8 protein-coding genes, 11 tRNA genes and 1 rRNA gene (1 of these 20 cut by a window edge) are annotated in these 13,251 nt (G+C 36.5%); all 20 read right to left on the bottom strand.

Features of this window, described 5'->3' with window-relative positions; all coding sequences use genetic code 11:
• Positions 1–3 precede the first annotated feature (3 nt).
• Positions 4–77, bottom strand: a tRNA-His gene (locus ACQY63_RS00325).
• Positions 78–105: 28 nt separating this feature from the next.
• Positions 106–179: transfer RNA gene (locus ACQY63_RS00320), tRNA-Arg, on the bottom strand.
• Between the two features lie 28 nt (positions 180–207).
• Positions 208–278, bottom strand: a tRNA-Gly gene (locus tag ACQY63_RS00315).
• Between the two features lie 6 nt (positions 279–284).
• Positions 285–359 (bottom strand) — tRNA-Pro (locus ACQY63_RS00310).
• Between the two features lie 121 nt (positions 360–480).
• Entirely contained in the window at positions 481–963 is a 483-nt protein-coding gene (locus tag ACQY63_RS00305; RefSeq protein ID WP_022164851.1) for a metallophosphoesterase family protein, read from the bottom strand.
• A 4-nt stretch (positions 964–967) separates the two neighbouring features.
• Positions 968–1,561, bottom strand: coding sequence for an XTP/dITP diphosphatase (locus tag ACQY63_RS00300; protein WP_022164852.1), 594 nt, complete (start codon positions 1,559–1,561; stop codon positions 968–970).
• A 245-nt stretch (positions 1,562–1,806) separates the two neighbouring features.
• Entirely contained in the window at positions 1,807–3,531 is a 1,725-nt protein-coding gene (locus tag ACQY63_RS00295) for a lectin like domain-containing protein (protein WP_022164853.1), read from the bottom strand.
• Positions 3,509–4,681, bottom strand: coding sequence for a THUMP domain-containing class I SAM-dependent RNA methyltransferase (locus ACQY63_RS00290; RefSeq protein ID WP_022164854.1), 1,173 nt, complete (start codon positions 4,679–4,681; stop codon positions 3,509–3,511). Before ACQY63_RS00290 ends, ACQY63_RS00295 begins: the two co-directional genes overlap by 23 nt.
• A gap of 223 nt (positions 4,682–4,904) precedes the next feature.
• Complete coding sequence (locus ACQY63_RS00285) at positions 4,905–5,189, bottom strand: rhodanese-like domain-containing protein (protein WP_022164855.1); 285 nt, start codon at positions 5,187–5,189, stop codon at positions 4,905–4,907.
• Positions 5,190–5,349: 160 nt separating this feature from the next.
• Entirely contained in the window at positions 5,350–5,571 is a 222-nt protein-coding gene (locus tag ACQY63_RS00280) for a hypothetical protein (RefSeq protein ID WP_022164856.1), read from the bottom strand.
• A gap of 419 nt (positions 5,572–5,990) precedes the next feature.
• The gene (locus tag ACQY63_RS00275; protein WP_428244542.1) at positions 5,991–8,699 is read right to left on the bottom strand and encodes an ATP-binding cassette domain-containing protein; all 2,709 of its coding nucleotides are present in this window, start codon (positions 8,697–8,699) and stop codon (positions 5,991–5,993) included.
• 324 nt (positions 8,700–9,023) lie between these two features.
• Positions 9,024–9,097 (bottom strand) — tRNA-Arg (locus ACQY63_RS00270).
• 219 nt (positions 9,098–9,316) lie between these two features.
• The gene (locus tag ACQY63_RS00265; protein WP_022164857.1) at positions 9,317–10,564 is read right to left on the bottom strand and encodes a glycoside hydrolase family 25 protein; all 1,248 of its coding nucleotides are present in this window, start codon (positions 10,562–10,564) and stop codon (positions 9,317–9,319) included.
• 136 nt (positions 10,565–10,700) lie between these two features.
• Positions 10,701–10,784 (bottom strand) — tRNA-Leu (locus ACQY63_RS00260).
• Between the two features lie 27 nt (positions 10,785–10,811).
• A tRNA-Val gene (locus ACQY63_RS00255) sits at positions 10,812–10,884 on the bottom strand.
• A 50-nt stretch (positions 10,885–10,934) separates the two neighbouring features.
• A tRNA-Ile gene (locus tag ACQY63_RS00250) sits at positions 10,935–11,008 on the bottom strand.
• Positions 11,009–11,018: 10 nt separating this feature from the next.
• Positions 11,019–11,091: transfer RNA gene (locus tag ACQY63_RS00245), tRNA-Thr, on the bottom strand.
• Positions 11,092–11,169: 78 nt separating this feature from the next.
• Positions 11,170–11,241 (bottom strand) — tRNA-Glu (locus ACQY63_RS00240).
• Positions 11,242–11,271: 30 nt separating this feature from the next.
• A tRNA-Asn gene (locus ACQY63_RS00235) sits at positions 11,272–11,343 on the bottom strand.
• A 101-nt stretch (positions 11,344–11,444) separates the two neighbouring features.
• Positions 11,445–13,251, bottom strand: a 23S ribosomal RNA gene (locus ACQY63_RS00230); it runs 921 nt beyond the window's last position.

Genomic DNA, 13,251 nt, shown 5'->3' with positions numbered 1-13,251 from the left:
TAAGGTGGCTAGAGGGATTCGAACCCTCGGCCTCCAGAGCCACAATCTGGCGCGCTAACCAACTGCGCTATAGCCACCATGCCATGCTCTGGTTTAATCCAGAAGTGTGCCCAAAGGGATTCGAACCCCCGACCCACGGCTTAGAAGGCCGTTGCTCTATCCAGCTGAGCTATGGACACATACCCCATATAACTATTGCTATATAGAAGCGGGTGATGGGAATCGAACCCACATATCCAGCTTGGAAGGCTGGTGTTCTACCACTGAACTACACCCGCAAAACATCGGGGTGACAGGATTCGAACCTGCGACCTCCTGATCCCAAATCAGGCGCTCTAGCCAAGCTGAGCCACACCCCGTTCTGTGTTTTTGTGTTGCCTTGTGTTTCACAACGCAAGAGTAATTATAGGGTAAGTGCCAAATAAAGTCAAGCGTTTTTTTAATTTTTTTTAAAAAAATTTTTTAACCTGATTTTTACGGCTAAACATACTGGATTCTAACGTCCAATTTTCCACTGTCATCTACCGTCAAAATTCCATAAGTTGGCTTGTGATTTAATTGTCTTGGTTGGCTCACACTGCCTGGATTTACTACGATTATGCCACCATAGACAGAATTTTCCGGATAATGAGTGTGACCATACATTGCAATTTTGCAGCCCTCTTCTTCTGCTGCGTAACATAATTTTTCCACGCCAAAATTTACACCAAAACAATGCCCATGAGTTATAAAAATTTTATTTTTTTCAACTTCTACAACATCAAAAAGTGGATTTTCTGACATTAAATCACAATTTCCTCTTACACATTTTATTTCACATTTGCAAATTTCTTTTAGCAAATCATCCTGTCCAATTAAATCCCCAAGATGAATTACCATATCATAATTTTTCTCTTTTTCAACAATTTTTCTAACATTATCTAAATTTCCATGTGAGTCGCTAATAATTATTACCTTTTTCATAATCTTAAAGTTTTCCTTTCAAAATTTCTTTCATTTGTTCTAATGCTTTTCCCCTGTGACTAATACTGTTTTTTAATTCAGGAGTCATTTCGCCTGTTGTCATCTCAAATTCAGGCACATAAACAATTGGATCATATCCGAATCCGTTTGTTCCTTTTTGCTCGTATGTAATCAAGCCTTCAATTATGCCCTTACAGGTAGAAATTTCGCCATTTGGGAAAGCTACAGCCATGGCACACACAAATCTTGCACTACGCTCTTTTCCCTTTGCATCTTTTAATTTTTCGATAATATAGTTATTTTTTATATCGTAGCTGGTGTCTTCCCCTAAAAATCTTGCAGAATAAATTCCCGGTGCCCCATCTAAATAATCTACTTCTAACCCTGAGTCATCGGCAATTGCGATTTCTCCTGTTATTTCCATTATCGTTTTCGCCTTAATAATGGCATTTTCCTCAAAAGTTGTCCCGTCTTCCACAATGTCAACATCCACTCCTGCTTCTTTCATTGTGCAAAGTTCTACATCCAGTCCATCCATCATCATTCTTACTTCACGAACTTTATTTTCGTTTGTAGTTGCAAAAATTATCTTTTTCATGCTTTCTTCCTTTCTCGTATTATACGTATTGCCACCGTCTTTAAATCAGTGACATTTGTCAGAAACAAAGGGAACTAGGTTCATTTTGTTTCTTTCTATGTAACAATTATGTATATTAAAGCTTTTAACACGTAATATTTCGTCCAAAATCGCTCATATCACGTGTTTTTTTACTTTATTCTAACAGTTTTGTACATAATGTGTTCCAGCCTGTTTTGCGGTTTATATTTGGGGAATATCCCCGGTTAATTTGCCCCATAGGCTTTTAAACATATATTACAACCCTGATTTTCGGCAGACTGCCAATTAACACCACTGGAGCTAAAATAGCCCTCCCCATCTGTTAGGTCTACCTTCCCTTCCATTGATTTTGTTTGCATTTCCACCGGTATCAGCTTGAATACATTATCATTGTTATTGTTGGTTACTTTTATAATAATGGCAAATTTCTGATTTTTCTTCACAGCATATTCTTTGTCCAGCTCAATTGTGTAAAAGCCTTTATTTGTTAATTTTCCACTTGCTGCAACATGACTGCGCTCATTTAATGATGCATTATTTTTGTAGTCTGTACATACAAATACTTCATATTGCAAATTAGTATCTGTGCCGTAAAAACCAACCGACTTAATTTTATCGTCAACCTTTGCCTTAAAAACATTTGAAAAATACACTGTGGGCTCATTTTGAAAGCCCATAGTTCCCGTCCAGCCACACAAATCGCTTTGATATATACTCTTGTAATTATCAGTGTCTTCTACTTTTGTGTAACAAACGTTATTTTTTCCAATAAGGTCATCATAATAAGAAACGTAAAAAGTTCCCTTATAGCCGAAATCTTCTCCCCAACTGTTCATACAAATAAAAGCCCCGTCACCTTTTATTGACTTATCATTAAACAATTCTTTTGAATAATTATCATCCCAGCCAATTATTACAACATCGTGATTTGGCTTGTTATTTCCTTTATAACAATAAGCATGCTCTGTCTCATTGTAATAAACTGACGACATGTCAGCATTACTCATTGACATGTACATTGAAGTTTCAACACCGCCGTATTTGTAAACCATTTCTTTTATCTGTTCGTAATTCTTTTCGGGAATAATTTGAGCCTCCTGAACATGCTTTACAACTTTGGCATTCTTGTTGTAAGTTTCATTTCCATATTTGTCATCTTTTTCTAAAACAGGGCCTTTCCATGCCATTAAATATGACATTGCCATCATATAGTCACCCCCGTCTTGAATGTCATTTCCTAAGTCATTATTGTATACCAAATTATTCTCTGAAAAATCCATTTTTTCTTCAGGCATAAGTGATGTTTCAAGAGCCGTCAAAGTAGCAAAAGCCCAACAGGTTCCATAATTTCCCTGGTCCTTAACTTCCACCGCTCTCTTTTTGTCAATGTAACTATATCTTGTAGGTAGCTTTGAATCCTTCACTGCCCTGTCATTCATAAACGCCTTATTTAGCTGGCTGTCCCATGTATATTTATAATTAAAATAATCCTTAAAAATATTTGCAGGTATGTAAACTGTTCCATTTTTTCTTACGACTTTATCCTGTAATTTGTACTGGTTGTCGTTAAAAATTATTGTGTCTTTTCCAATGTACATAACCGCAATGTTTCTGCCTTTTTCAACTATTACCCTTTTGTTATTATAAATATTTTGGGAACAGTCAAAAACATCCATTATTATATTAATTGGAATCATCAGATTCATGTTGTCACTCATATAAAGCGTATAATCTTTCGATTCTATTTTTTTATTATCAACCTGTAAATTAATTACTTTTTTGTTGGAACTTTTTGCCATTACGGCATTCCAATTTTTTATTTTAGCTTTTTCATAATCTGCTGAATTTCTTTCAACAGTACCGCTTGTAATTATAAAATTAGCAATTCCGATAATACAAACCAGCCCAATTCCCCAAATAATTAATTTAATTATTTTCTTTCTTTTCATTCACTTTTCCTTTTTTAGGTGGTTTTGGTCCCATAAACTGGTAGAAATATGTTTTCAACATTCCATTATATATCTTACGGTTTTTAGTTGCTTTTATTCCCATATCCTTTTCTGCGTCCTCGTAAGATGTAATAATAAACGCAGACCAACTGTCCAAACTCTTGTATCTTTCCCCTATGGTTCTGTAAAGTGGTTTTAAAGCAGACTTCTCCTCAAGTCTTTCGCCGTAAGGAGGGTTTGTAATTATAAATCCATATTTCTTGCTGTGACTTAATTTTTCCACAGGTCTTGTCTGAAAATGAATTAAATGGTCCACACCTGCATTTTCTGCATTTTTACGTGAATATTCCACCATTTCCTTATCAATATCGTACCCCTGAATGTCTACCTGTATATCATCGTCAATTAAATCATTTGCATCATTAATTGCCTGATACCAGTCTTTTTTGTCTATAATATTTGTCCATTCTTCTGCTGTAAATTCCCTATTCATTCCAGGGGCAATGTTGGCTGCAATCATGGCTGCCTCAATTGGAAATGTTCCACATCCACAAAAAGGATCAACTAAAATTCTATCCTTGTGCCATGGAGTAAGCATAATAAGAGCTGCTGCTAATGTCTCTGAAATAGGTGCCTTAGCTGTATATTTTCTATAACCTCGCTTGTGCAACGACTCACCTGTACTGTCAAGGGCAATAATTGCCTCATCCTTGTAAAAGAATACTCTAATTGGGTACTCGCTTCCATCTTCGTCAAACCAATTGACTTTATAGTCTATTTTCAGACTTTCAACAATTGCCTTCTTCACAATTCTCTGTATGTCTGAAGGGCTAAAAAGTTTGCTCTTTACAGTACTTGCTTTCTTAACCCAGAACTTTCCGTCTGCTGGAATAAAATCTGACCAATTAAGTTTTTTTACTTCCTCAAACAGTTGATCATAACTTGTTGCCTTAACTCTTCCAATTTGAATTAAAACACGTTCTGCCGTCCGCAAAAAAACGTTTGATCTGCAAACTGCAAGGCTGTCACCTTTGTATGTGATTCTGCCATCTTCAACCTTGATTATTTCATATCCTAAATCTAAAATTTCTCTTTTTAATACTGATTCAACACCAAAATGACATGGTGCTACTAATGTTAAATTATCCATTTATCTTCCTATCTTCGTTGTATTTTTTTAATTGCCCATTAACTTTTTTTTGCTACTTCTTCAATAATAATAACAATAGTTTGCGATGTCAACTTTAACAGCCGAAGTGACATTCTCTTACAGCCACAATAACATTCCGCAACAATGCAGGAACATTATTCCCATAAACCACAATAGTATCATTCCTTAATCCTGCCTATATTTAGTAACCCAAGTTCTACTTTTACTCCTTGTAACCGCCCACAACAGCCAGTACCTTATATCCGCAATCTGATAATTCACTTGCCAGTTTGAAACTTAGACTACCTCTTCTGCAATATAGAATCCATGTGTAATCTTTCTTATTGTACTGTGCTATTTTTTCAACTGTTGGATTCGGAACGTTAATGGCATTGTCAACGTGTGAGTAATAGAATTCCTGGGGACTTCTCAAATCTGCGACAATATATTTTTCTTCCATCGCTCTGGTTCGTGCTTCTTCTAATGATATATAATTGAATTTTCCCATGTTCATATCCACTAATAATTTATATAACTATTATATTTCAAAATTCAACAAAGTTGCCTGACCATTTGGCATTTGGCATTTTACATTTACTGTTGTATTTTATTTCCCAATACGTAAAAAGAAAACCTACAACCTGTTAAAGATTGTAGGCTTTCTTTTGTTATCTACAGTTCTTGCAATCACTTGCATCATCTGATGCTTCATCATTGTAACTATCTGTTGATGCCTTGTTGTCATAATCATTCTTTGATGATTCTGATGAATAAGAATTCTTGCTTGAATTTTTAGCTGAGTTCTTACTTGAAGCTTTGTTTGTATCAGCTTCATTTACAGAATCATTACAATCATACGCATTCTTTGAACTTGAATATTTCTTTGCCATAATAACCTCCTAAAAAAATGTTTAATACATTTTGCATTAGATATTATGGTTGCATATTTCTTTTTTATTCATGCTATAATTGCAAAACTGTTTTCCCCCATTATTTTTTCCTTTTTTCCTTTTAGTTAGCACTTTCGGTTTTTCATACTTTTCTTTTTGTTGTTTTCTTCATTTTTATTTTTCATACTTTTTTGTTTTTAAGTTTTTCATATTTTTATCATTTCTTTTTGTTCTGCATTTCCAATGTCAGCAATCTTAATTTTCCCGGAAGCCTCCACCAAAGATTTCGCCTCTTGAACTTTGACTATAATATGTGTGGTCCATTAATGTTCTCCAATTAAAGTTTATCGTTTTTCTCTACTGTTTTTATCTGTCTTATTATTTTTCTAAATTATCTGTATTCAATTACAGTTTACTTATTACTTATTTCTAATTGCCTCGATTGGTTTCTTTGATGCAATCCTGTAAACCGGTATGAAACTTGCAACTGCTGCAACACCTATACTAATAATGAATAATAGTGCAATCTGTCTTATACCAAAATTCAAAACAGTAATTAAAATTCCTACCCTGCTTCTAAATAAGCCATTTAAAATTGCTGTTCCAACTCCCGTTGCTGTGCATGCTAATACAAAATTAACCATTGCAATAACAAAACTTTCTGCAAAGAAAATTCTGAATACATCATTACTTCTTGCACCAATAGCTCTTAAAATACCAATTTCCTGCTTCTTGTATGAAATACTTGTTGCAATAAAATTAGAAAGCATAATCATTGCAAACAACGCAAATCCAAGTCCCACATAGAAAAATACCTTTGACATTACTTTTAAAATTTCATCAACTGTATCTAATTCGTATGTTACCGAATTCTGCATCTGGTATTTAACACCATCTCTAATTGTGTAGCAATATTTTACAATATCTTCTATATCAGAAGTTTTTTTAGGCATTGCTGTTACTGCAAAATCATAATCACCTTTTCCTTTTGTCCACTCTTCGCTGTAACCAAATATATTCTCAGGAACAATGTAAACGCCCTGGTATTTATCTTCGCCCTTGCCATAATCTAAAACACCAACAACCTTACATTTTTCCAGATCCTTAGTATTCTCATCATCTCCTGTATAAACAGTAAAAGTATGTGTTTTCAAGTATTCTAATTTTTCTTTAAGAGTTGTCTCATGGTTTTCATCAAAAGTAAAGCTCTTAATATCAACAATTATTTCGTTGTTTGCAAGCTTATCTTTCTTTCCGTCAAGCCATGTAACGTCATTTAAATCTATGTCGTCAATTGTTCCAATATACTCACCATCTACTGAAGCCTTATCATCAAATACATTTAAGTATGAGTTCATCATCTGAACAAAATTAGGAACATCGTTTTTGATTTCAGCAAACTTTTCGCTACTTACAACTGCCACAGATGAAAGACTGTACTGTTGAATTTTTCCAAGTTCATTTCCTAGCGCATACAATGCTAAATTTTCTGCAGATGAATTTCCTTTTAAATCCCCTGACAAATCTTTGTATCTATTTAAATCAACCTGTGTATCAAAAATTCCGACAACTTTATATTTTGATTTTCCGATAGCAATTTCTTTTCCAACTAAATCATTGTAATCATTAATCTTTATTGTCTTATTTCCATTTACATAACCAGCTTTTTTGAAAGTTTCAAAAACATATTCACTTAACGCAATGTCGTTGTTCTTTCCTTCCGGTAGTTTTCCCGCAATCATTTTGTAGTTGTACTCTTTTAATTTCTTGTTATCAAGAGTAGTAAAACCTGACACTGAATTTGCATATGCACAATATGAATCATTTTCAGTTAATTTTACATTTGTGTCGATGTTACCTAAAGTCAATTCTTCATTTGGTGTTATAACCCCTGTGAAATTCAAACCTGTCTCTTCGTTGATTTTTTTCAAATCACCTTTTGATAAATAGTTTCCGTATTCGTTCCAATAGCTGTATGTGCCATCGCCTACTTTAATTGATTTGGAAACAGTAGCGTATTTTATTTTTGAATCAACAATTGATTTTGTACATGTTTTTATATGGTTGTAATTTCCAAAAGTATCAGCTAAAGCAAACAATGTAAACGCCACAAATGACAGTAAAATTGTAATTGTCAATCTAATCTTTTTGTGTTTTAAACTACTTGCACCAATTTTAAATGCATTTTTCAAAGGTAGTTTAGATTTGATTAACTTAAATTCTCTGTCCTGATATTTAATTTTACTTTCGTCTGTTTTTACAAACTCTCCTGTGCTACCGCCCTGATTTTCGTTAGCAACCTTAATGTTTAAATTGCTATTAACTCTATCAATATATTCGTTAATTTTTATCCTGTCATCTTCAGTTAAATGATAGCCTTTTTTTACAACAACTGTTGTGTCGTTAAACTGTAAATTATCTTCATTTATTTTACGTTGCTTTGCTACAATCTTCACTGACTTTTCCATATCTTCAATGATATTTCCATCTGCCAATTCGATAATTCTATCACCATAAGTTTCAGCAAATTCTCTGTCATGTGATACAACAATTACCAGTTTCTCTTCTGACAATTTCTTTAATGTATCCAAAACCTGTTTTCCTGTTTTAGAATCCAAAGCTCCTGTAGGCTCATCTGCCATAATAATCTGTGGATTCTTTACCAAGGCTCTTGCTATAGCCACTCTCTGTTTCTGTCCACCTGACAATTCGTTTGGCTTTCTATCTCCGTACCCCTCTAAATCAACCTTTGTTAAAATTGAATTGATTTCTTCATCAGATGCTTTTCGTCCCTGAAGTTCAATTGCCAATGCAATGTTTGCTCCAACGGTAAATTCTTCTAAAACGTTGTATTCCTGAAAAATAAATCCAACGTATGTATTTCTGTAAGAATCGAAATGACTTTGGTTAAAGTCTTTAGATGAAACACCTTTAATAATTATTTCGCCTTCATCGTACTTATCCAAGCCACCTAATAAATTTAAAAGTGTAGATTTTCCACTTCCTGATTTTCCTAAAAGAAATACAAGTCCTTTCTCCGGGAACTTAATAGATACCCCGTTTAAAGCATTGACAGAAACACCTTTTTTTGTTTTGTATACTTTCTTTAAATTTTTTGTTTCTAGCATTATAATTCCCCTTTATTTTTTTCTTTTCCTCTATTGTATTACCTGTGTATTAATTGTACTATTCTGATTAATACAAATAGTTTATAACACATTTTATCCCCTCCGTCAACAAAGTTTTTGTTTTTTATTTTATAACTTAAGTATTTATTACATTAAAAAGAATGTCGCTTGCGACATTCCAAACACCAAGTACGTGCCCTCCCACAACTATTTTCTTCTCGCACCAGTGTACCTCCCTTGTGGAACGTTTTTGTTTAATAAGAAATTCCTTTAGAATTTCTTATTAAACAAAAAAAAAGAGACTCAAATTATGAGTCTCTCTTATGTACGTGAAAGGATTCGAACCCTCGGCCTTCTGGTCCGTAGCCAGACGCTCTATCCAACTGAGCTACACGTACGCACAAGTCACATTTTAGCGACATTGCTTATTTTACATCATATCCTTTTCTCTGTCAACCAGAAATCAATAAAAATACGAAAAATTCAAAATAGGTAAATATATGAAAATTCGAGAAATCCTAACTCAACCTTCATAAACTAAAACTTAATAAATATACGGACTTTTATCAACTATAATTTAATCTTACATGAAAAATAATATTAAAAGAATACGAATACTATTTTATTATATTCCAATTCAAATCTACTCTTGAATTAATTCCCCTTACAGTTCCTCTGTCAGAATACTGCCACATTTGAACATTTGGAATACCACCATCATAAAAATTCTTTGTATTATGTGTCCATCTTGCAAGCCATACTCCATAGTCAGATATCTTTTTGTAATACACTGAATATTTCAAAAAGTCCATGTAAGAATACACACTGGTATCATAGCCTCTATTTTCCAAATAATCGCAATATGTTTTGATTATATTTGTATTGGATTTCTTGTACTTTCGTTTATTTCTATATCCATTTTCAAAGTCAAAAGCGATTGGATAATCAATGTCGCCATAACTTTTTAGCATTTTATATGTAAACTTAGCTTCATTTTTTGCTTCCTTGTTATTGTCAGCATAACTATAAAGGTATAAACCTATCTTGATTCCATTTTTCTTTGCATTCTTATAATTGTAATCTAGCTGCTTATCAACAATGCCACCTTTTTTTGTTCCATAACCAAGTCTAATCATAGCAAAAGTAATTCCAGCTTTTTTAACTTTTTTCCAGTTAATTCTTCCATTATGATATGAAACATCTATACCTTTTAAATTACCGGCATAAGATGATTTTGTATAAGCACTTTTATAAATAGTATCGTTTATGTTTTCTACTACAGCAATTCTATACTGATACTTTTTTGACTTTGAAGCATCATAATCCTTATAGGAGCCGTTACCATCTGCTAATTCCGTTATGTACTTCCACTTACCGCCACTCTTTTTTCTATATAAAACATAACTTGACGCACTATCATTTAAATCCCATGTTACAAACTTGTAGTCTTTAAAATCCACAACGCTTACGTCCTTAACCCCTAGAGGTTTTGCAACTATTTCTGCTGAAACATACGAGTAATTTCCATAAGATTTTTTATTATGCTTTTTATACTTTAATGGTCTGATTTTATATGTATATTTTTCTCCTGTCTCTATATCATCATCTATGTATTCTAAAGAAGAAGTATAATCGACGTTTTTAAATGTTCCATTATTTACGCTTCTATAAACAATATATCTGTCATATTTCTTTTTAGACTTCCACTGAAGTTTTGTTCCCTTTGTTGTTGTAGAAAGCTTAGTAATTGTAACATTTGTCTTTAATTGTTTTCCATAAGCTTTTGTTGAAGTGCCAAACACTAAACATGTCATAGTTAGCACTCCGGCTGCCGTTGCAATTCTTCTTAATAGTTTATTTTTCATTTTTCTCTCCTAATTTATTAAAATAATTTACGTGTATTGGCGACAACTCGCATCCATAGTAGATTTTGTGTAACAATAAATTTTAGAGAATTTCCTATTACACAAAAAAGAGATATCACATGGGTGATATCTCTTATGCCGGTGACCGGAATCGAACCGGTACTGTGTTGCCACAACAGGATTTTAAGTCCTGCGCGTCTGCCAGTTCCGCCACACCGGCTTCCTTGATTATCTTTCGATAACCTAGTGGGACCTACAGGGCTCGAACCTGTGACCCCCTGCTTGTAAGGCAGATGCTCTCCCAGCTGAGCTAAGATCCCTTTTCTTTGATATTACTATCTGCTGGTTCTTTAAGTTTTTCTTCTTTTAGTGGACCTGCGGGGACTCGAACCCAGGACCGACCGGTTATGAGCCGGTTGCTCTAACCAACTGAGCTACAGGTCCATTTCTTTAAAGCCGATGAACGGACTCGAACCGTTAACCTGCTGATTACAAATCAGCTGCTCTGCCAATTGAGCCACATCGGCTTATTCATTTTTTCTTCAACCCTTCTGCTTCCTCAGCAGAACCAAGTCTTTCTTGCCACTAAATTCTTTTAGTCTGCGTGACTCCTACGGGAATCGAACCCGTGTTACCGCCGTGAAAGGGCGATGTCTTAACCGCTTGACCAAGGAGCCATTTCCTTCGTACCATATAGTACAAAAAAACTCCCCGAGTAGGGCTCGAACCTACAACCCCTCGGTTAACAGCCGAGTGCTCTACCATTGAGCTATCGAGGATTATTTTCATCAGATTTTATCTGAACTATGAATGCATTGTACATTCAAAACCACACACTGAAAAATTTCACATCCGGAGATAACTCCTCTTTCCTTCCTTCATGGATAAGCCCTCGACCTATTAGTATCAGTCAGCTGCATGCATTACTGCACTTCCACCTCTGACCTATCAACCTTGTAGTCTTCAAGGGGTCTTAATTCTTACGAATGGGATATCTCATCTTGAGGGGGCTTCACGCTTAGATGCCTTCAGCGTTTATCCCGTCCCGACTTGGCTACCCTGCGATGCATTTGGTAATGCAACAGGTACACCAGAGGTCAGTCCATCCCGGTCCTCTCGTACTAAGGACAGCTCCTCTCAAATATCCTACGCCCACGCCGGATAGGGACCGAACTGTCTCACGACGTTCTGAACCCAGCTCGCGTACCGCTTTAATGGGCGAACAGCCCAACCCTTGGGACCTACTACAGCCCCAGGATGCGATGAGCCGACATCGAGGTGCCAAACCACTCCGTCGATGTGAACTCTTGGGAGTGATAAGCCTGTTATCCCCAGGGTAGCTTTTATCCGTTGAGCGATGGCAATCCCACTTTATACCACCGGATCACTAAGTCCTACTTTCGTACCTGCTCCACCCGTCGGTGTCACAGTCAAGCTCCCTTATGCCTTTGCACTCTGCGAATGGTTTCCGACCATTCTGAGGGAACCTTTGAGCGCCTCCGATACTCTTTCGGAGGCGACCGCCCCAGTCAAACTCCCCACCTGACATTGTCCACCAGCCGGATAACGGCTGCATGTTAGAAACCCAATACTGCAAGGGTGGTATCCCAAGGGTGACTCCACGAAAACTGGCGTTCCCGTTTCCTAGTCTCCCACCTATCCTGTACATACAATATCGAATCCCAGTATCAAGCTAGAGTAAAGCTCCATGGGGTCTTTCCGTCCTGGCGCAGGTAACCAGCATCTTCACTGGTACTTCAATTTCACCGGATGCATTGTTGAGACAGTGCCCAAATCATTACGCCTTTCGTGCGGGTCGGAACTTACCCGACAAGGAATTTCGCTACCTTAGGACCGTTATAGTTACGGCCGCCGTTTACTGGGGCTTAAATTCAAAGCTTCGCATTCGCTAACCTCTCCTCTTAACCTTCCAGCACCGGGCAGGCGTCAGCCCATATACATCACCTTACGGTTTCGCATAGACCTGTGTTTTTGCTAAACAGTTGCTTGGGCCAATTCTCTGCGGCCTACCTTCGTAGGCACCCCTTATCCCGAAGTTACGGGGCCATTTTGCCGAGTTCCTTAACAATGCTTCTTCCGTCGGCCTTAGGATTCTCTCCTCATCCACCTGTGTCGGTTTACGGTACGGGTACAATATACACAATAGCGGCTTTTCCTGACAGCCAGCTCACCAGCTTCGCTACTTATAACTTCGCTACACATCACGTCTTCAGATTGTAAGGCGGATTTGCCTGCCTTACTCCTACCTCGCTTGTACCGGTCTTTCCATTCCCGGCTCTGGCTTTCTGTCTGTGTCCCCACAGTTCTGATATATTGTAGTACAGGAATATCAACCTGTTATCCATCGACTACGTCTTTCGACCTCGCCTTAGGCCCCGACTAACCCAGGGCAGATCAGCTTTACCCTGGAAACCTTAGATATTCGGCCGTGAGGATTCTCACCTCACTCTCGCTACTCATTCCGGCATTCTCTCTTCTTAGCAATCCACTGCTCCTTCCGGTACAGCTTCGTCTCGCTAACAATGCTCCTCTACCAATGATAATTCATTCCTCAGCTTCGGTGTAGTGTTTAGCCCCGGACATTTTCGGCGCAGGACCTCTCGACTAGTGAGCTATTACGCACTCTTTGAATGTATGGCTGCTTCTAAGCCAACATCCTAGTTGTC

Origin of the sequence: Eubacterium sp. Marseille-QA0814 (assembly GCF_965119675.1) — a bacterium.
In the GTDB taxonomy this organism is placed as follows: Bacteria; Bacillota; Clostridia; order Lachnospirales; family Lachnospiraceae; genus Eubacterium_G.
The sequence above is the reverse complement of the archived record's forward strand: the minus strand, read 5'-3'. Positions and strand labels throughout refer to the sequence as shown.

Bases quoted from the DNA above. Each gene is read 5' to 3' on its own strand.
- ACQY63_RS00305 (WP_022164851.1), bottom strand. From the start codon at position 963: ATGAAAAAGGTAATAATTATTAGCGACTCACATGGAAATTTAGATAAT.
- ACQY63_RS00300 (WP_022164852.1), bottom strand. From the start codon at position 1,561: ATGAAAAAGATAATTTTTGCAACTACAAACGAAAATAAAGTTCGTGAA.
- ACQY63_RS00295 (WP_022164853.1), bottom strand. From the start codon at position 3,531: ATGAAAAGAAAGAAAATAATTAAATTAATTATTTGGGGAATTGGGCTG.
- ACQY63_RS00290 (WP_022164854.1), bottom strand. From the start codon at position 4,681: ATGGATAATTTAACATTAGTAGCACCATGTCATTTTGGTGTTGAATCA.
- ACQY63_RS00285 (WP_022164855.1), bottom strand. From the start codon at position 5,189: ATGGGAAAATTCAATTATATATCATTAGAAGAAGCACGAACCAGAGCG.
- ACQY63_RS00280 (WP_022164856.1), bottom strand. From the start codon at position 5,571: ATGGCAAAGAAATATTCAAGTTCAAAGAATGCGTATGATTGTAATGAT.
- ACQY63_RS00275 (WP_428244542.1), bottom strand. From the start codon at position 8,699: ATGCTAGAAACAAAAAATTTAAAGAAAGTATACAAAACAAAAAAAGGT.
- ACQY63_RS00265 (WP_022164857.1), bottom strand. From the start codon at position 10,564: ATGAAAAATAAACTATTAAGAAGAATTGCAACGGCAGCCGGAGTGCTA.